Consider the following 18917-nt stretch of genomic DNA (forward strand, 5'->3'; position numbering starts at 1 on the left):
AGTTTTATTCTTTATCGCTTGTTAGTCCAAAAAGATCTCCTTTTAGGTACGTCTTCATGTCTTTTTTTAGCAATTTGCTATTTCTTTTAGTTAATTCCGGAGTATCTAAATTGCTCAAATCAGGCTTACCAGCATTAACCCAAGCCGTATACCAAAAACTAGCCGTAACGGTGATGGCTTTTCTCATTTGCTTTTCAACCATACCATCCATGTCAGCATGTAATTGTTTAGCATATTCATCAGAATACATTGTGCCTCCGTATTTATTTTTTACAATTACACCTGCCGCATCGGTTACAAAAATTTTATTTTGTGGTGTAGCTGTTCTTAATTTTTTATCAATGGCTAGCAATGGTTCCACCAAACTATGCGTATCGTTTATTAAATCCCAAGTAGCTTTTTCTACATTTTCTAAATACACACCTTGTGGAACGTTAAACTTATAATCTTTGGCGAACAACTCTGGTAAGCGGCTTTCCCATAAAGAATGGATTCCTTTTTGATCTGTATTTTGTCCATCATGATTGTCTGAGGTATGTAATGGCATGTGACCATCTGCAATATAATGACCTAAATCACCCGCAATAAAAAGAATTTCGTTTTTACGCTTATCCTTAAATGCTTTAGTTAATTTTTCCATTAACTCCTGAATGTGCCAAGGTAAAATTCCGTTTTTCGTTAAGAATTTCTCGTCGTATTTTGCTTTAGCTTCTTCCATAGTTTTAGGAAACGAAGCTGGATCACCAAAGTTTTCCATGTCAAAATAATGGCGAGGTGGCTCCATTTTGTCATTCAAAACATTTCTACGCAAATCAGGAACTGTACTTTCTTGCGTGATAAAATCAATGTGGTTGTAAAAAAATGTTTGTAAGGGTTTTGGCAACGCCATTACAGCAGCTCTGTTGATGCGCTCATGCCCTACAACACCCCATGACATCAGTACTACTGCTGCACAAATTGTAGTAAAAACAATAAGAGTTGGTTTCAGTTTGAAATTTTTCATTTAATTATTTTTTTTAGAAAGGCAAATGTATCTCATTAAATTGGTTTTCAAAAAAAGAACTGCAATTACTAATGCATTATTAAGCTTTACTTAACATCTGTTCTTTACCAAAAAATGAATTTCCGCTAAATTGTCTTTTTTAAATATTAATCAAAAAAGTACATTACCGCCAAAAGAGATGCGCTCGCGATAAAAACCCACAATAACAATCCTTGTAATAATGGTTTTGCGCCTACTTTAAAAAGCATTTCTTTGGTAAGACCTGAACCAATTAAAAATAAAGTAATTGTCAAACCTATTTTTGATAGTGAATTAATTTTGACATTTACAAAATCTGAAACAGGAAAATAAGTTTGCATAATAATTACACCTAAAAAAACAAATATAAAATACGGAATTTTAATTGAACCCGCTTTGTTACTAGTTAATAATGCCGTAAAAATTGAAATAGGAATGATCCACAAGGCTCTAGCTAATTTTACACTTGTCGCAATTTGCAACGCTTCCTTACCATAACTACTTGCGGCGCCAATAACTGAACTAGTATCGTGAATGGCAATGGCACTCCAAATTCCAAATTCATTTTGAGATAATTTCAAAAGGTGGCCAACAATCGGAAACAAAAACAAAGCAATGGCATTCAAAATAAAAATAACGCCAAGTGCCAAGCCAGTTTGTTTTTCAGTAGACCGAATCACGGGTGCAATGCTCGCAATGGCGCTACCTCCGCAAATTGCAGTACCGCAAGCAATTAAGTGACTCGTTTTACGATCTGTCTTAAACCATTTTCCCAAGAGCGTACCTAACAACAAAGTACTTGCGATAGAAACCACTGTAATTCCAAAACTAGCCGAACCGGCAGTTACAACATGTTTTAATTGCATTCCGAAACCCAAACCAACTACGGATATTTGTAACAGCCACTGGACTATTTTTGGAGAGTAAACAGCAATCGGATTTCCGAAAAAATGAGTTACAACTATTCCGAGTAACAAAGCTATTGCTGAACTAATAAAGCCTGTTGCACAAATAAGTAAAAAAGTGAAGAAGATAATGCTAGCCACTTTGTTTTGTGCCAACAATTCTTTTACTAAGATTATCGAATTGGATTGTATTTGAGTTTTCACGATTTTGTATTGAAAATTACAGTACAAAGGTGCGACGATTGTTAATTTTATACCAATCGTATCTTGTAATCTACTATAACTTTAAGTTATAATAACTCAATATTTTCTGTGCCAAAACATCAGCAAGTGAATGTATTTTTCCTTGTAAAGTAATGATGTAAAAAAAACGTTCTATCGCAAAACGATCTAAATCAAGTAAATATAATTCCTCATTCTGCAGCTCCTTTTGAATGGCATGAATAGATATGAAAGCCACACAGTTTGAATTCATAAGATACGATTTGATGCTCTCCGTGCTTCCCAATTGCATTTCTACTTGCAAATCGGATAGTTTTACACCCAAAGCTTTCAACGCATCATCTATAACTTCAAGTGTTCCAGAGCCTTGCTCGCGCAATAAAAAACGCATTTGTTTCAAATCATCGATTCCTATTGTATCACGCTTAGTTAATGGGTTTTTACTATTGCAAACCAAAACAAGTTCGTCCTTTAAAAACGGAGTATATTTGATTAGTTTATTTTTAGATTTTCCCTCAACAATTCCAATTTCAATTTCTTGTTGAATTAAAGCTGTTTCCATCTGTTCCGTATTTCCGTTCCATAAACGAACTTGAACGTCTTGTAATTTTTGATGAAATTGAGCCAAAACGGGCGGAATAATATATTGCGAAACGGTTGTGCTCGCTCCTACTCGTAATACACCCGACTGCGTTTGCAACAATGCATTCATATCAAAGTCGATTTCACTGTAAATATCAAAAATGTTTTTTACATGTTTCAATAAGACATTTCCAGCGGCTGTAATGGCAATTCGCGATCCATTGCGTTCAAACAATTTGATTTTATGATACTCTTCTAACTCTTGAATGTGCTTCGAAACTGCCGGTTGGGTGATAAATAATTCGGCAGCAGCTTTTGTAAAACTCAAACGTTGTGCTACAGTATAAAAAACTTTGAGCCTAAAATCCATATTTTTTAGTATTACAACATGCCATTGTATTTACGAACGAGCCATTCTGTAGCAAGTAAAAGTGTAATAACGACCAATAACCACACCCAGTCTAAAAGCGGTGTTTTGACGACAATTTCTTTTTGAGTCGTTTGGTAATCCTTATTTTCTAACAAAGTCTGAATAAGCTTGTCAACCTGATTCGGATAAAATAACTGTCCTGAAGTTTGCGATGCCAATTGCGACAATCGATCAATATCCGAGTTTACAAACTGTTTTTCGATATCAAAATCAATAATTTCTAGACTGCTGCTGTAGGTCGTATTAGAGTTCAGTTCCTTCACCGTAAACTGATACGTTCCTGCTTTCAAGCCATCAAGATTTACTGTATAACCGTTTGCCGCTTTCAACAAATCATAATTCGTTTGCTGTTTTGTTTTTTTATTCAGTAAGCTAATTGTTAAGCGTGCTTTGTCATCGGCCTCATAATTTTTATTAAAATATTGTGCACTAATAACGATTGATTCTCCTGCATTGTAAAACCTTTCATGATCTACAACTAAAGGCTTTTTGGCTGCTTTTGATCCTAGATACTGAATAATTTTATCAACAAAACGATCGTATTTTTCGAATGATTTTTCTTTAATATGCGATTGCAAACGCCACTTCCAACTATTTTCGCCTAGTAAATAAGCCTTACGTTGGTTTTCATTTTCAGCAAAAGCTAAAAGTGGTGCATTAGTATTCATCACTCTTATTTTTGACGAAAGTAAAATTTCAAGACCCGCCTTTGATGTTATGGTACCAAATGCATTTTGTAACGGAGGAAAGGCATCGAAACCGATATCATCAGTAGCAAATAAATTAAAATCAGTATTCAAAACGCTCAAATAATCTTCACTTTGGCCACTCATTTTGAAATTCAAATCATTTTGCTGCTGATTCAAAAAATTAAAATCGGTTGACATCCCGGTCACTATAAAACTACTAATTTTAGCATTTTTAGCACCTTCAAAAACACTTTTAAAAGCAGCAGTAGGCTGGTAAAAAATAAGAATATTATAATCGCGTAAGTTGTTAATTTGATTGGGTTTAACTACCGTTACTTTGCGTTGCGCATTAGTTTCAATCGCTCTTTTAAAAGCACCAATATCCGGGTGATCAATAGCCGATACAATAGCTATAGCCGTTTTTTGATCCTGTACTTCAACTGCAAAATTCTTTACGTTATTGTATTTATTTTTTTCAGTCAAATTCGAACTTATTTTAGCTTGATACAACTGCAATCCCACCTTATCTGCAGGTAAAAGCAAATTCAAAGTGGCACTATTTTTTGAAGCAGAAAAAGAAATACTTTGCTTTACCACGACATTATTCCCTTGCGAAATGGAGAAACTAGCCGTGACATTTTGCTTTCCTGCATATTGTAAAAACACTTCTACAGGAAATTTATTCTTGTAAAACGCATACTTATTAGCATTTAATTGACTAATTTTCAAATCCAAATAGGTTGTCGTATCGCCCACAGCTACAGGATATACTTTATTTTGCTGATCGAATTGAAATACATAATCACTTCCCGAAGTCTGATTTCCGTCAGTAATCAAAACGGTGGCAAAAGTTTTGTTTTTAAAATTACTCTTCAAGTTTTTAGCAACCACATCAATATTACTTTGGCTTCCTTTAAAATCTAGCTGACTAAAAGGCTCCATGGTATTAGAAAATTGAAAAGATTGTATTTCAAACTTTTCTTGTAATGCTGCGTTATCTTGCAAAGCTTGCATTGTTGCTTTGGCTTGTTTGGTGGCTTCTAAAAAAGAAATTGAACTCGAATTATCAACCACAACTAGCAAAGGAGTTTTAAATAACTCCAAGGTTTTACGCGTGACTATCGGATTTATCAACAGTAACATTATACCAAAAAGCGATAAAAAACGCAAAAAAGCCAAAAACCAAACCGTTTTAGTTTGATTTTTAGCTTTATAAATATACTGTAAATACGACAACACCCCAGCTAGTATCAAAGATAAAAGTACCAATAGTATTGTGTTTGTTGTCATTTATTCTTTATTAAAAGATTTGAAGAATTTACAGCTTATAATATGTTTTAAAGTTCAAAATTCGTTCAATCTTTGAATTTTAAATCTTTTAATGACATTTTAAGTCAACATTCCGCCACATACATTAAGTACCTGACCGGTAACATAAGCACTCATATCCGATGCAAAAAACAAACATGCATTAGCTACATCTTCAGTAGAACCACCTCTTTTCAACGGAATTCCATCTCTCCAACCTTTTACAACATCTTCGTTTAACTTTGCAGTCATTTCAGTTTCAATAAATCCAGGCGCAATTACGTTACAACGAATATTTCTTGAACCTAATTCTAAAGCAACTGATTTCGAAAAACCAATTACACCTGCTTTTGAAGCCGCATAGTTCGTTTGTCCTGCGTTACCTTTCACACCAACCACTGAACTCATATTAATAATTGATCCTGCACGTTGCTTTAAAAAGGTACGTTGAATGGCTTTTGTCATGTTAAAAACCGATTTCAAGTTCACATCCATAACGTTGTCAAAATCCTCTTCAGACATACGCATCAACAAATTATCTTTTGTAATTCCGGCGTTGTTAATCAATACATCAACTGTTCCAAAATCAGCCAAAACTGAATCCACAAACGTTTGTGCTTCATTAAAATCCGCTGCGTTTGATTGGTATCCTTTAGCTTTAATGCCCAATGCATTCAATTCGTTCTCCAAAGCCATTGCCGACTCAACTGATGAACTGTATGTAAACGCAACGTTAGCGCCATGTTTTGCAAAAACTTCTGCAATTCCTTTCCCAATTCCGCGACTTGCGCCTGTTATAATGGCAACTTTTCCTTCTAGTAATTTCATAATCAAAAATTAGTTATTTTTTTTTCGAAGCTATTCCTGCTATTCACTGCAATCTTTTAGATCCGCTGTCGCGTACCCAAAAGGATTTCCGTTGCTATCAGGGCTAAAAACGACTTGCCAAATATATACTATTTCCTTTTTTAAAAAAAATTTAGGCTTGATTATGAACAATAATTTTTACAATTATACCTTCAAAAAACGGTAGGCTAGTTTATCCCAAAAAGCAGCATAAATAGCAATCAATGTAAACACAAGTAAAAATAAATGATACCATGCATTACTCAAAATATCAAGAAAATCTAATTTGCCATTGGCATAATTCAGTATCAACAAAATTTGAGCTCCATAAGGCAATATTCCCTGAATGACACAAGAAAAAATATCTAAAATAGTGGCCGATTTTTTAGCGCTCAATCCGTATTCATCGTTAATTTCCTTTGCAATAGGCCCTGTAATTACAATAGAAACAGTATTATTGGCAATAGCTAAATTGGCAAATCCTACCAACACTCCAATTCCAGTTTGTGCTGATTTTTTACTTTTGATTCTTTTTTTGATTTGGTTTAAAACCCAAGTAATACCTCCAGCCTTATCAACCATAGCAGCTAATCCTCCTGTAAGCATAGATAGCAAAAAGATATCGGTCATACTAGTAAAGCCTTCATAAATTTTCTGGGTAAATTCCATTACCGTAAATGAGTCATTGTAAAAACCTATCAAACCTGCAATTATAGTTCCTAGCAATAATGTGTAAAATACATTGACACCCACAACGGCAAGAACGATTACTAAAACATAAGGCAAAATAGCCCACAAAGAGTAATCATTTTTAGCGATATCTACAGCAACAACATCTGAATTAAAACCCAAATAAAAGAAAATTAAAATAGTTACAATGGCCGCCGGAAGTGCAATAAACAAGTTGATCTTAAATTTATCTTTCAAATCACAACCAAGAGATTGTGTAGCGGCTATTGTCGTGTCTGATATCATTGATAAATTATCTCCTAACATAGAACCACCTAATAAAGCGCCAGCAATTAATGGCATAGAAGCACCACTTTTATCAGCGAGAGATATCGCAATTGGTCCAATTGCTACAATAGCCCCAACAGAAGTTCCTGTAGCAGTAGATAAAAACGAGGCAATCAAGAAAATTCCTAACGGAAAATAAGCCACATCAATAGTACTAATCCCTAAATTTACTACTGCATCTACACCACCCATGGCTTTACTCACCACGGCAAAAGCACCAGCAAACAAATAAATCAAACACATTGTCATGATTTTACTATCACCACAACCAGCAATTAAAGTATCTACTTTATCATCAGTTGATGTTTTAAATAAAATGAATGCAGCAATAATACCTACTAATACTGCTACTGGTGAAGGAAACGCATAAAAATCATCTAGTAAAATACCAGCACCCAAAAAAGTAAAAATAAAAATAAATAGCGGAATCAAAGCATACGGATTTCCGGATTCCTTAGTAAAATTTGTCATAAAAATAATTTTAAATTAAGTGTTATGACGAAAAACAAAGCTGGTATTGGGAATGTAAACAACATTTTTTCCAAAGGATTTGGCTTATCGTTTTAGCACCTTGCTTGTTGTTGCAGGTTGCTATCCCTTTACAGGATTCGTGATAACGGGTGCAAAAGTAATTGATTTTTTGCGAATAATTAAGCAAACGGTAAAAAATATCAAACTTTCCACTAAAAAAGCAAAATACTTCTATTAATATTTTGCAAATAATATTAGATAATAAATTTTAATTATCAATAATTTATGATAATAAATAAGTATTTATTTAAATTAAACTATTTTTATCATGGATAGTCTAATCTAAATAATAAATCATTTTTAAAGGTTTGAATAGTAAAACAATCAAGTTTATAAACACAAAATAATGAAATTACTTAAACATAGCTTATTTATTGCTGCTAGTATTTTAACAGCTAGTTGCAGCAATACTAACGACGCAACTGATTATATTGCAATTGAAGCTTACCCCAATATAAAAGCAAGCTTTGAAGGGAAAATAAATTTAAGTCAATTAGACAATTATGCTAATCAAGTAGTACCTGCTTATATCACAAAGGACAATACAACAAGCAATCCTATTACAGACAAAGGAGCGACATTGGGACGTGTTTTATTTTATGACAAAAATCTTTCAGCTACAAATACAGTTTCATGTTCAAGTTGTCACGTTCAAGCCAATGCATTTGGAGATGTTGCACAAGCAAGTACTGGTGTAAACGGATTAACGAGTAGACATAGCATGAGATTGATAAATACTCGTTTTAATAATGAAAGTAAATTTTTCTGGAATGAACGAGCAAGTAATTTAGAAAATCAAACAACACAACCAATTCAAGATCATATTGAAATGGGTTTTAGCGGTACTTTGGGCGATGGTAATTTTAATACACTGACGAGTAAACTTCAAAACATCGGATATTATAAAGAATTGTTCAAGTTTGTTTATGGTTCAGAAGATATTACTGAAAACAAAATTCAATTGGCTTTAGCGCAATTTATTAGAAGCATTCAATCATTCGATGCAAAATATGATACAGGTCGCGCACTTGTAGCTACTGAAAATCAACTTTTTCCAAACTTTACAGTACAAGAAAATCAAGGAAAAAATCTGTTTTTAACACCACCGGTATTTGATTCAAGTGGTAGTAGAACTGCTGGAGGATTAGGTTGCGCAGGATGCCATCAAGCACCTGAATTTAGTATTGACCCCAATAGTCGTAATAACGGAATTATTGGAATACTAAATTCAAATGGTATTGATCTTACAAATACTAGATCCCCGACCTTGCGAGACGCTGTCAAAAAAGATGGAAGTACCAATGGAGCATTTATGCACACAGCTAATCTAGCTACTTTGCAAAATGTGATTGGCCATTATGGCACTATTACAATTGCTCCTGGCAATACCAATTTAGATCCGAGATTGCGTCCAAACGGATCTGGACAAAAATTGAATTTGACAGCCACCGAAGTAGATGCATTGATTGCTTTCATAAAAACCCTATCAGGCTCTAATGTATATACCGATCCAAAATGGTCGAATCCTTTTAAATAAAAAAGTCCCCAACTTTAATTGGGGACTTTCAATTTTTTAAGGAAATTTATTAGAAAGCAACATTCCATCTAGGCAGCGTTCCGTTTTCATCCAAAAATGATTGTAATACTTGACCTTCTACAGCAGTTGGAATTGATTTCACTTCATTGTTAAAAGTCTCATACCAAACTACTTCAAGAGCAGATATAACTTCTTTTTTCATTTGAGCTGGCCAAGAATATTTTCTTCCTGTTTTTGCAAATTGGTGACCTTCTACAATTTTATCGAATAAACCGCCATTTTTTATTTTCAAAGCGCCGTTATTTTGAACAGTCCCAGTTGAACCCACCATAATTAATTCTTTCTCGTCACCTACAGCGTAAACTAAAAATATGCCAGATCCCTCAGAAGCATTACAAACTTGCTCTAAACTATCCTCAGCATTGAATAAAAATTGATTGGTAACCGTGAATTTTTCTAATTCTTTGTACATATATGTTATTTTTAATGGAATAGATTTTCACAAAAAAAGATCTCACAAAATCGTGAGGCTCACTGAAAACTATTCGTGTGTTTTGTTTTTATTAAAAAAAAACCTTGGATGTAAGATTTTTTAAATAAAGTGCAAAGATATTTCTTTAATTTAATTTACAACAAAAAAAGCCCCACAAAATGTGAGGCTTTATAATATTAATATTTTAGGTCATTATCCTAAAATTTCTTTTACTTTTTTACCAATTTCAGCTGGTGAATCAACAACGTGAATTCCGTTGTCTCTCATGATTTGCTTTTTAGCAGCAGCTGTATCGTCAGATCCTCCAACAATTGCACCAGCATGACCCATTGTTCTTCCTGCAGGAGCAGTTTCTCCAGCAATGAATCCAACAACTGGCTTGCGGTTTCCATCCGCTTTTATCCATTTAGCAGCATCAGCTTCTAATTGACCTCCAATTTCACCAATCATAATGATTAATTCTGTCTCAGGATCATTCATTAACAATTCAACTGCTTCTTTTGTAGTAGTTCCAATGATTGGGTCTCCACCAATACCAATTGCAGTAGTGATTCCTAATCCTTGTTTTACAACTTGGTCAGCGGCTTCGTAAGTTAAAGTACCTGATTTAGATACGATACCAACAGTACCTTTTTTAAACACAAAACCTGGCATGATTCCCACTTTAGCTTCACCTGGAGTAATTACACCTGGGCAGTTAGGACCAATTAATCTTGCATTTCTTTCTTTTACATAAGAATTAGCTTTAATCATATCTGAAACTGGAATTCCTTCAGTAATTGCAATGATTACTTTAATACCAGCATCAGCAGCTTCCATAATAGCATCAGCAGCAAAAGCTGGTGGTACAAAAATGATACTTGTATCAGCACCTGCTTGATCAACAGCATCTTTTACAGTATTAAATACCGGACGATCTAAATGACTTGTTCCTCCTTTTCCTGGAGTAACACCACCTACAACGTTTGTACCGTATTCAATCATTTGAGAAGCGTGGAATGTACCTTCGCTTCCAGTAAAACCTTGAACAATTATTTTGGAATCTTTATTAACTAAAACACTCATGATATATTTTTTATGTAGTTTTTAAAATGGTTATGCAAAAGTATAAAATAGTAATCACTAATTACTAGTGCTTCGGCAGTTTTTTGATACTAAAATTAGGATAATTGACTCATTTGATAGCCACGAAATAATTTGTTGTCTTTAATTTGCCAAATAACATTAAAATGAGCTAATAACATCTCCTCTCTAGGATTTTCAATAGTTTTTACAAAATGGGAGTAGCGTAAAGACACCAGATCATTCTCTGCTAAGATATGGCTAATGCGCACCTTTGAACGCACGTAAGCTTTACTTAATTCATCGGATAATTGAACCAATGCATTGTAATCTAGCTCAACAAAACCTTTACTACTATTCCACTCCACTACCACTTCTGGGTGAAGAAAATCTTTGATGACCGCACTATCAATTAAGGCATCCGACTTATAAAACTTTTGAACTATCTCTTTTACAGACATATTATTTTAGTTTATTTAAAATTTCTGGAATCTTTTTAATGTGAGCTAATTGTTTCAATTTCTCTCTGGATTCTTCAATTGGTGTACCAAAATAGGATTTCCCACCTTCAACCGATTTGGTAACTCCCGTTTGCCCCATAATTACAGCTTTTGCGCCTATGGTAATCCCGCTGGTAGTTCCTACTTGTCCCCAAATAGTAACTTCATCTTCAATGACAACACATCCCGCAATTCCGGTTTGCGAAGCAATCAAACATTTTTTACCAATAACAGTGTCGTGTCCAACGTGTACTTGGTTATCTAACTTTGAGCCTGCGCCAATAGTTGTATCACCCGTTACACCTTTATCAATGGTACACAAAGCGCCGATACCAACATTATCCTCAATCACAACGCGACCTCCGGAGATTAATTGGTCAAAACCTTCTGAACGTTTTTTGTAATAAAAAGCATCGGCTCCCAAAATGGTTCCTGCATGAATAATCACATTGTCACCAATTATAGTATGGTCGTAAATAGTGACGTTGGGATGAATTAAACAATTTTTGCCAATTACAACTTGATTCCCTATGAAACAATTGGGTTGTATTACAGTTCCTTCTCCAATTTTTACAGAAGGAGCAATAGCAGAATTAGTTGCCTGAAAGGGTTTAAAATGCTTTGTCAATACATTAAAATCTCGAAAAGGATCATCAGAAAGCAAAAGTGCTTTGCCCTCTGGACAGTCTACTTTTTTATTGATTAAAACAATTGTAGCGGCCGATTGCAAAGCTTTGTCATAGTACTTTGGATGGTCCACAAATACTATATCTCCTGGTGTAACGACATGAATTTCATTCATACCTTGCACCGGAAAATTGGCATCACCAACATACTCACAACCAATAATTGCGGCTATATCTTGTAGAGCGTAAACTTTTTCGAATTTCATCTAATATATCTTTAATAAAAAGCAAATTAGGTTTTCTATTTTGATCAAACTTGAAATTTGTTTCAAAAAATAGAAAACCTAAATTAATTACTCTTTTACACGCTCCATGTAAGAACCCGTAGCTGTCTCAATTTTAATTTTGTCACCTTCGTTGATAAACAAAGGTACATTTACAGTAGCACCTGTTTCGACAGTTGCAGATTTAGTAGCATTCGTTGCCGTATTTCCTTTAATTCCTGGCTCTGCGTAAGTTACTTCTAAAACTACTGAAGCTGGCATATCAACGGATAAAGGTAAATCAGTTTCGGTATTGATACTTACCATTACATTCTCACCTTCTTTTAGTAAATCTGGTGAGTCTAAAATGTTTTTGTTCAATGAAATTTGCTCAAAAGTTTCTGTATTCATGAAGTGAAATTGCTCTCCCTCTGGATACAAAAATTGAAATTTATGATTTTCTACACGAACTTCATCAATTTTATGACCTGCAGAAAATGTATTATCTAATACTTTCCCGTTAGTCAAACTTCTTAATTTAGTTCTCACAAACGCAGGACCTTTACCTGGTTTTACGTGTAAAAATTCGATAATTTTATAAATATCGTTGTTGTATTTAATGCACAATCCGTTTTTAATATCTGATGTAGTTGCCATTTTGGTATGTTTAGCTATTATTTTAAATGTAATAGCGGTTTATATTTGTTTCTATTTTTAATAATTTCCTGAGTAGCCTTTCATTACTCCTCTTGATGAATTTCGAATAAAATCGATAATTTCATCTCGTTCTGGAGTCGCTTCCATTTCTGCCTCAATGATCCCTAATGCTTGCGTTACATTGTAATTCTTTTGATACAAAATACGGTAGATTTCTTGAATTTCTCTGATTTTTTCAGAGGTAAATCCACGTCTTCTTAAACCAACAGAATTTATACCTACATATGAAAGTGGTTCTTTTGCTGCTTTTGTGTAAGGCGGAACATCTTTTCTCAACAATGATCCACCAGAAATCATAGCATGGTCACCCACACTAATAAACTGATGAATAGCTGACAATCCTCCAATTATAGCGTAATTGCCAATAGTCACGTGACCACCTAATAATACACCATTTACAATAATGGCGTTGTTACCAACGTGACAATCATGCGCAATATGAGCCGTTGCCATAATCAAGCAATTGTCTCCAATAACAGTTTGACCTGAAGCAATTGTACCTCTATTTATTGTAACGCACTCTCTAATTGTACAATTGTCGCCAATAATTACAAGCGAATCTTCGCCTCCAAACTTTAAATCTTGCGGCACTGCCGATATAACTGCGCCTGGAAAAATATTACAATTTTTTCCGATGCGGGCTCCCTCCATGATGGTCACATTCGATCCAATCCATGTTCCATCACCAATAACTACATTGTTGTGTATGGTGGTAAAAGGCTCTATAACAACATTCTTGGCAATTTTAGCACCAGGGTGAACGTAAGCTAGTGGTTGATTCATAATCTTTATTTAATCGTTTACCTGTTTAATCGATTAACCGAAAAACGATTAACCAAATCAACAAAAAAATTATTGTTTTTTTGCAATTTGCGCCATTAATTCTGCTTCAGCTACTAATTTTCCGTTAGCGTAAGCATTGGCTTGCATGTGGCAAATACCTCTTCTTATTGGTGTAATCAAATCACACTTAAAGATTAATGTATCGCCGGGTAAAACTTTATGTTTGAACTTGACATTATCAATTTTCATGAAATACGTCAAGTAATTTTCTGGATCTGGAACAGTGCTCAAAACTAAAATTCCGCCTGTTTGTGCCATAGCTTCTACAATAAGAACTCCTGGCATTACTGGAGCTTCTGGAAAATGTCCTACGAAGAAATTTTCATTCATTGTTACATTTTTCATTCCGACTACATGACTTTCAGACATTTCAATAATGCGATCAATCAATAAAAACGGTGGACGATGTGGCAAAACAGCCATGATTTTATGAATATCCATCAAAGGCTCTTGATTCAAATCATAAACTGGTACGTAATTACGTTGTTCTATTTTGATAATCTTCGCCATTTTTTTTGCAAACTGCGTGTTTACAAAATGCCCTGGCTTATTTGCAATTACTTTTCCTTGAATGCGGGTTCCTATCAAAGCTAAATCACCAACAACGTCAAGCAATTTATGACGCGCTGCTTCATTTGGATAATGCAAAGTCAAATTATCTAAAATACCATTTGGTTTTACTGAAATTTCATCTTTACCAAAAGCTCGCTTCAAATTTTCCATTGTGGCTGCAGATATTTCTTTATCTACGTACACAATAGCGTTGTTTAAATCGCCTCCTTTTATTAATCCATGTTCTAAAAGAGATTCTAGTTCATGCAAAAAACTAAATGTTCTTGAATTAGCAATTTCAGATTTAAATTCTGAAATGTTTTTCATATTAGCGTTTTGAGTTCCAAGAATTTTGGTACCAAAATCAACCATTGCAGTAACACAATATTGGTCGCTAGGCATTACTAATATTTCACTGCCCGTCGCTTCATCTGTAAATGAAATAACTTCTTTTACCACATAAACATTACGATTAGCATTTTGCTCTTCAAAACCTGCTTGTTCTAAAGCTTCAACAAAATATTTTGATGAACCATCCATGATTGGAAGTTCAGAAGCATTCAATTCAATAATAACGTTATCCAAATCGCAACCAATTAAAGCTGCTAAAACATGTTCAGGAGTTTGAATTTGTACACCGCGTTTTTCAAGATTGGTACCTCTTTGTGTATTTACTACAAAATTAGCATCTGCTTCAATAACGGGTTGTCCTTCAAGATCTATTCGAACAAAAGTAAAACCATTATTCACTGGAGCAGGTTTAAAAGTCATTTTAACTTCTTTACCAGTATGTAAGCCAACTCCTGTTAGTGAGATTTCTGTTTTGATGGTCTTCTGTTTAACCATTGTTTCCATTTTTTTGGTTTAATATTTGTTTTTTTAATTCTTCAATTTCTGCAACAATTTTAGGTAAGTTTTTAAAGTGAATGTATGACTTACTAAAATCATTGTATCCAAATGTTGGGCTTCCTTGCAAAATTTCATTGTCTTTTATATTGCGACCAACGCCTGATTGTGCCTGAATGCGCACATTATTGCCAATTGACAAATGACCAGAAATACCCACTTGACCACCAATCATACAATTTTTACCAATTTTGGTTGATCCTGCTACGCCTGTTTGGGCCGCAATCACAGTATTCTCGCCAATTTCGACATTGTGAGCAACTTGTATTTGATTGTCTAATTTTACTCCTTTACGTATAATTGTAGAACCCATCGTTGCCCTATCAATTGTAGTGCAGGATCCAATATCAACGTTATCTTCAATAACTACGTTTCCAATTTGAGGAATCTTAGTGTAAGTGCCATCTGGATTTGGAGCAAAACCGAATCCATCTGCACCAATGATAGCGCCGGAATGAATCGTACAATTGTTTCCTATGCTTGTTTCCGAATATATTTTTGCACCAGCGAAAACAACACAATTGTCTCCAATTACTACATTATCACCTACGAAACAATTTGGATAAATTTTGACATTATCACCTAAAACAACATTTTGCCCGATATAACTGAAGGCTCCTAAATATGTATTGGTTCCCAATTTTGCGTTTTCCGCTATAAATGAGGGCTGTTCTATCCCAGTCTTCTTTAATTTAACTTCGTTATAAAATTCTAAAAGTTTGGTAAAACTAGCATAAGCATCGTCTACCTTTATAAGCGTAGTCTCAACAGGAGCATCGGCTACAAAACTTTTATTAACAATTGTTATAGAGGCTTTTGTGGTATAAATATAATTTTGATACTTCGGATTAGATAAAAAAGTAAGAGAACCTTCTGCTCCTTCTTCAATTTTTGATAAGGTAGAAACCTCGGCATTGGCATTGCCAATTACCTCTCCTTCTAATATCCCCGCTATTTGTTCTGCTGTAAATTTCATCGCGACAAAAATATAAAAAAATAGATTTTAAATGCTGTTTTTATAACAGTTGTTTTGGGAAACATAGATAATACTTGGTCACTGCCTTGGATAACGATTTTAAATTCAGCTGGTCAGAAGATTCAATTACATCTTCAACTGTGCTATCTTTTTTCAAAATTCGAATAGGTTCTGCCTCTTTACTATAGGCTTGATTTTTGATTTTTCCCCTAAAAATAAAGTAGTTAGTATCTGTAACAGAAATATGATGTTCTCTAGAAAATCGTTCTTTCAATTCTTGTAAATAGTCTAAATCTACTTTTTCGCTACTCAATTTGATCTTCAACAAATCCCTGTTGACGATCATTTTACTTAAAGTTGACAAAATATAATCGGGCTGTTTTTGCCATGTTTTTAAAGCGCCAATAATATCAAAATCATCCAATTGTGAAAACAAATCTAAAGTAGCTGCATCAAAATTTTGTAATGAAACTCTGTTTTGCAGAAAAAATAAAAGAGGTTCACTGCAAGGAAGCACAATGCCTTTTAGCGTAAGTTCTTTTGCCCTTTTTAAGATTTTCATCAAAATAAGTTCGGCTACCAAACTCGTTTTGTGCAAATACGCTTGCCAATACATTAATCTTCGGGACATCAAAAATTTCTCAACTGAGTAAATTCCTTTTTCTTCGATAACCAAATAATCATCCACAACGTTCATCATTTGAATCAAACGCTCCGAATTTACATTTCCTTCTGCCACTCCAGAGTAAAAACTGTCTCTTTTCAAATAATCCATTCGATCCATATCTAATTGGCTAGAAATCAATTGCAACATGAATTTACGGTTGTACTCTCCTTTAAACACTTGAATTGCAAGGCTTAATTGTCCGTTGAATTCAATGTTTAACTGATTCATGAATAGCAAAGAAATTTCTTCATGGTGTACATCTTCAACAATACTTTTTTCCATAGCATGCGAAAATGGACCGTGGCCAATGTCATGAAGTAAAATAGCAATATACAGGGCATTTTCCTCTTCAGTTGAAATGACAACTCCTTTAAAACGAAGTACATCAACTGCCTTTTGCATCAAATGCATACAGCCCAATGCATGATGAAAACGGGTATGGTTGGCACCAGGGTAAACTAAGTACGACAAACCCATTTGTGAGATGCGACGCAATCGCTGAAAATAAGGATGTTGAATTAGATCATAAATTAGTGCATTCGGTATAGTGATAAACCCGTAAATAGGATCATTAAATATTTTCTTCTTATTAATTAGAGTCACTTTTTTTGTTTTTAAAGGTCAACAAATATAAGTAAATTCATTTTCAAAAATGAAATCCTACAAAAATGGAGCGTTACAAGCGCTCCATTTCTATTTTGATGTTATAATCTTCGAAGCCAAATATTTCTAAACTGATTTTTGGAATCATGATCTTGCAGCGAAATCACGTCCTCTCCGTGCGCAGACGGATAATTGTGCAAACCTATGTACAAAGTTAGTCCATTTATTGTCGCATTATTTTGCACCAAAACGCCATTCAAGAAAACCGTAATTCGAGCTGGAGCATCAATTTTACCATCCGCTTTAAATCTTGGTGCGGTATAAATAATATCGTATGCGTTCCATTCTAAAGGCGTTTTTACAGCATTAACCAAAGGTGGATGATCTTTGTAAATACTACCTGCTTGACCGTTAGCGTATGTTCTATTGTTGTATGAATCTAAAATCTGGAGTTCATAACGGTTTTGAAAAAAAACACCACTATTACCTCTCGCCTGCCCGCCATCAAGCACTTCATCTGGAGCACTCCATTCTAGGTGTAATTGGCAATCTCCAAAAGACATTTTAGTTTGTATACCGCCAGAACCAGGAACTACTTCCAAGTAATCTTTGTCGATAATTTTCCATGGCGCAGCTTTACTTTTATCTTTTTGACTTACCCATTGATCTAAATTTTTTCCATCAAATAAGATAATCGCATCCGAAGGAGCGTTTCCTAAAACTTTCGCAGGCGTTACTACTTGAACTTGTGGCTCCCAAATTTCAGTCATTTCAGGTTTCATAGGCATAGGCGAAACTTCTGGAGGAGTATTAACAAACTTATGTTGGGCTGTTGTAATTGTTGCTACAATTAAAAATGCGGCTACTATAAATGGTGAATAATCTTTTGTGTTCATAATTGTATGGTTTAGTTAAAAGTAGTTAATCGTTTTATTACAATTTTCAATATTAAGCATTTTTTTCGAATGTAATTGATTCATAGCTACTTTTTAGGCTTTTAAATAAATATTACACTCATTTTGCACTCCTTGTTTATTAGAATTCAAATTAACATAAATTTAAGTTCGCTTAGTTCGGTGAATTACGAACTAACTTGTAATTTTGCAAAAAAATAACAGAATTTATGCAGAAAGAACGCGAGGAATTGATTGAAATGTTTGGCATTCATTTCGAACTTTTATACCATTTACCGCCTTTGGGTTCTCGTATTTTAGGACTCTTAATTGTTGATGGTTGTAAAAACGGACTCACATTTGAAGAAATTATAGCAAAAATGGCTGCTAGTAAAAGCTCCATTTCAACCAATTTAAATTTACTGCTAAAGATGGGTAAAATAAATTACCACACTCTTTCAGGCGATCGAAAAAAATATTTTAAAGCTTCACCTTTTAGCGAGAGGCTTCAGAATTATGTCAAAATATTAGAGAGCGAAAAAACACTCATCGATAAATTACTTGGTTATAGAGAACAAACAGCCTCGTGCGTTGAAGAACGCTGTAACATGCAAAATGTAAAAGCATATAAAAATCATGTTTACGAAGTAGAATCTCTTTTATTAAAGACTATTTCGACATTCAAAGAGATTGAAAATCACAATAACAACTCCAAAAATTAATTTTAG

18 protein-coding genes and 1 riboswitch are annotated in these 18917 nt (G+C 34.2%); of the genes, 2 read left to right on the forward strand and 16 right to left on the reverse strand.

The window, feature by feature from the left end:
• Positions 1–4 precede the first annotated feature (4 nt).
• The 6 genes from L1S34_RS08280 to L1S34_RS08305 all read right to left on the reverse strand — a co-directional run bounded on the left by L1S34_RS08280 (position 5) and on the right by L1S34_RS08305 (position 7491).
• Entirely contained in the window at positions 5–1003 is a 999-nt protein-coding gene (locus L1S34_RS08280) for a zinc dependent phospholipase C family protein (protein ID WP_236363618.1), read from the reverse strand.
• 146 nt (positions 1004–1149) lie between these two features.
• The gene (locus L1S34_RS08285; RefSeq protein WP_236363619.1) at positions 1150–2130 is read right to left on the reverse strand and encodes a YeiH family protein; all 981 of its coding nucleotides are present in this window, start codon (positions 2128–2130) and stop codon (positions 1150–1152) included.
• Positions 2131–2203: 73 nt separating this feature from the next.
• Positions 2204–3100, reverse strand: a complete 897-nt coding sequence (locus L1S34_RS08290) for a LysR family transcriptional regulator (RefSeq protein ID WP_236363620.1) — start codon at positions 3098–3100, stop codon at positions 2204–2206.
• An 11-nt stretch (positions 3101–3111) separates the two neighbouring features.
• Positions 3112–5139 (reverse strand): hypothetical protein, encoded by a 2028-nt coding sequence (locus tag L1S34_RS08295; protein WP_236363621.1) that lies wholly within the window; start codon positions 5137–5139, stop codon positions 3112–3114.
• A gap of 99 nt (positions 5140–5238) precedes the next feature.
• Entirely contained in the window at positions 5239–5985 is a 747-nt protein-coding gene (gene fabG / locus L1S34_RS08300; RefSeq protein ID WP_236363622.1) for a 3-oxoacyl-[acyl-carrier-protein] reductase, read from the reverse strand.
• A gap of 183 nt (positions 5986–6168) precedes the next feature.
• A complete protein-coding gene (locus tag L1S34_RS08305) occupies positions 6169–7491 on the reverse strand; it encodes a Na+/H+ antiporter NhaC family protein (protein ID WP_236363623.1) in 1323 nt (440 codons plus the stop codon).
• A gap of 54 nt (positions 7492–7545) precedes the next feature.
• Positions 7546–7642: riboswitch (SAM-I-IV-variant riboswitch) on the reverse strand.
• Between the two features lie 255 nt (positions 7643–7897).
• Here L1S34_RS08305 and L1S34_RS08310 point away from each other — a divergent pair.
• Positions 7898–9088 (forward strand): cytochrome-c peroxidase, encoded by a 1191-nt coding sequence (locus L1S34_RS08310; protein ID WP_236363624.1) that lies wholly within the window; start codon positions 7898–7900, stop codon positions 9086–9088.
• 49 nt (positions 9089–9137) lie between these two features.
• On the opposite strand, the gene L1S34_RS08315 is transcribed toward L1S34_RS08310, so the two are convergent.
• The 10 genes from L1S34_RS08315 to L1S34_RS08360 form a co-directional block, all read right to left on the reverse strand.
• Entirely contained in the window at positions 9138–9560 is a 423-nt protein-coding gene (locus L1S34_RS08315; protein WP_236363625.1) for a hypothetical protein, read from the reverse strand.
• 213 nt (positions 9561–9773) lie between these two features.
• The gene (sucD, locus tag L1S34_RS08320) at positions 9774–10646 is read right to left on the reverse strand and encodes a succinate--CoA ligase subunit alpha (RefSeq protein ID WP_236363626.1); all 873 of its coding nucleotides are present in this window, start codon (positions 10644–10646) and stop codon (positions 9774–9776) included.
• A gap of 95 nt (positions 10647–10741) precedes the next feature.
• Positions 10742–11104 carry a nuclear transport factor 2 family protein gene (locus L1S34_RS08325; RefSeq protein WP_166134308.1) on the reverse strand — a complete coding sequence of 121 codons (363 nt, stop codon included), beginning with the start codon at positions 11102–11104 and terminating at the stop codon, positions 10742–10744.
• Between the two features lies 1 nt (position 11105).
• Positions 11106–12035, reverse strand: a complete 930-nt coding sequence (locus L1S34_RS08330) for a UDP-3-O-(3-hydroxymyristoyl)glucosamine N-acyltransferase (RefSeq protein ID WP_236363627.1) — start codon at positions 12033–12035, stop codon at positions 11106–11108.
• Positions 12036–12122: 87 nt separating this feature from the next.
• On the reverse strand, positions 12123–12689 hold the full coding sequence (gene efp, locus L1S34_RS08335) for an elongation factor P (protein WP_236363628.1): 567 nt from the start codon (positions 12687–12689) through the stop codon (positions 12123–12125).
• A gap of 57 nt (positions 12690–12746) precedes the next feature.
• Positions 12747–13532, reverse strand: a complete 786-nt coding sequence (lpxA, locus tag L1S34_RS08340) for an acyl-ACP--UDP-N-acetylglucosamine O-acyltransferase (protein ID WP_236363629.1) — start codon at positions 13530–13532, stop codon at positions 12747–12749.
• Positions 13533–13601: 69 nt separating this feature from the next.
• Positions 13602–14990 (reverse strand): bifunctional UDP-3-O-[3-hydroxymyristoyl] N-acetylglucosamine deacetylase/3-hydroxyacyl-ACP dehydratase, encoded by a 1389-nt coding sequence (locus tag L1S34_RS08345; RefSeq protein ID WP_236363706.1) that lies wholly within the window; start codon positions 14988–14990, stop codon positions 13602–13604.
• Positions 14983–16026, reverse strand: a complete 1044-nt coding sequence (lpxD, locus tag L1S34_RS08350) for a UDP-3-O-(3-hydroxymyristoyl)glucosamine N-acyltransferase (protein WP_236363630.1) — start codon at positions 16024–16026, stop codon at positions 14983–14985. The genes L1S34_RS08345 and lpxD overlap by 8 nt, the downstream gene beginning before the upstream one ends.
• Before the next feature lie 40 nt (positions 16027–16066).
• Positions 16067–17296 (reverse strand): HD domain-containing protein, encoded by a 1230-nt coding sequence (locus L1S34_RS08355; protein WP_236363631.1) that lies wholly within the window; start codon positions 17294–17296, stop codon positions 16067–16069.
• Between the two features lie 101 nt (positions 17297–17397).
• Positions 17398–18192, reverse strand: a complete 795-nt coding sequence (locus L1S34_RS08360) for a 3-keto-disaccharide hydrolase (RefSeq protein WP_236363632.1) — start codon at positions 18190–18192, stop codon at positions 17398–17400.
• A 227-nt stretch (positions 18193–18419) separates the two neighbouring features.
• On the opposite strand from L1S34_RS08360, the gene L1S34_RS08365 reads away from it, so the two are divergent.
• Entirely contained in the window at positions 18420–18911 is a 492-nt protein-coding gene (locus L1S34_RS08365; RefSeq protein WP_166134294.1) for a GbsR/MarR family transcriptional regulator, read from the forward strand.
• Positions 18912–18917: the final 6 nt, after the last annotated feature.

The organism is Flavobacterium sp. K77 (assembly GCF_021608205.1).
GTDB lineage: Bacteria > Bacteroidota > Bacteroidia > Flavobacteriales > Flavobacteriaceae > Flavobacterium > Flavobacterium turcicum.

What these genes read in the sequence shown, in the direction of transcription:
- L1S34_RS08280 (WP_236363618.1), bottom strand. Translation starts at nt 1,003, where the DNA reads ATGAAAAATTTCAAACTGAAACCAACTCTTATTGTTTTTACTACAATT.
- L1S34_RS08290 (WP_236363620.1), bottom strand. Translation starts at nt 3,100, where the DNA reads ATGGATTTTAGGCTCAAAGTTTTTTATACTGTAGCACAACGTTTGAGT.
- L1S34_RS08295 (WP_236363621.1), bottom strand. Translation starts at nt 5,139, where the DNA reads ATGACAACAAACACAATACTATTGGTACTTTTATCTTTGATACTAGCT.
- fabG (WP_236363622.1), bottom strand. Translation starts at nt 5,985, where the DNA reads ATGAAATTACTAGAAGGAAAAGTTGCCATTATAACAGGCGCAAGTCGC.
- L1S34_RS08305 (WP_236363623.1), bottom strand. Translation starts at nt 7,491, where the DNA reads ATGACAAATTTTACTAAGGAATCCGGAAATCCGTATGCTTTGATTCCG.
- L1S34_RS08310 (WP_236363624.1), top strand. Translation starts at nt 7,898, where the DNA reads ATGAAATTACTTAAACATAGCTTATTTATTGCTGCTAGTATTTTAACA.
- L1S34_RS08315 (WP_236363625.1), bottom strand. Translation starts at nt 9,560, where the DNA reads ATGTACAAAGAATTAGAAAAATTCACGGTTACCAATCAATTTTTATTC.
- sucD (WP_236363626.1), bottom strand. Translation starts at nt 10,646, where the DNA reads ATGAGTGTTTTAGTTAATAAAGATTCCAAAATAATTGTTCAAGGTTTT.
- L1S34_RS08325 (WP_166134308.1), bottom strand. Translation starts at nt 11,104, where the DNA reads ATGTCTGTAAAAGAGATAGTTCAAAAGTTTTATAAGTCGGATGCCTTA.
- L1S34_RS08330 (WP_236363627.1), bottom strand. Translation starts at nt 12,035, where the DNA reads ATGAAATTCGAAAAAGTTTACGCTCTACAAGATATAGCCGCAATTATT.
- efp (WP_236363628.1), bottom strand. Translation starts at nt 12,689, where the DNA reads ATGGCAACTACATCAGATATTAAAAACGGATTGTGCATTAAATACAAC.
- lpxA (WP_236363629.1), bottom strand. Translation starts at nt 13,532, where the DNA reads ATGAATCAACCACTAGCTTACGTTCACCCTGGTGCTAAAATTGCCAAG.
- L1S34_RS08345 (WP_236363706.1), bottom strand. Translation starts at nt 14,990, where the DNA reads ATGGTTAAACAGAAGACCATCAAAACAGAAATCTCACTAACAGGAGTT.
- lpxD (WP_236363630.1), bottom strand. Translation starts at nt 16,026, where the DNA reads ATGAAATTTACAGCAGAACAAATAGCGGGGATATTAGAAGGAGAGGTA.
- L1S34_RS08360 (WP_236363632.1), bottom strand. Translation starts at nt 18,192, where the DNA reads ATGAACACAAAAGATTATTCACCATTTATAGTAGCCGCATTTTTAATT.
- L1S34_RS08365 (WP_166134294.1), top strand. Translation starts at nt 18,420, where the DNA reads ATGCAGAAAGAACGCGAGGAATTGATTGAAATGTTTGGCATTCATTTC.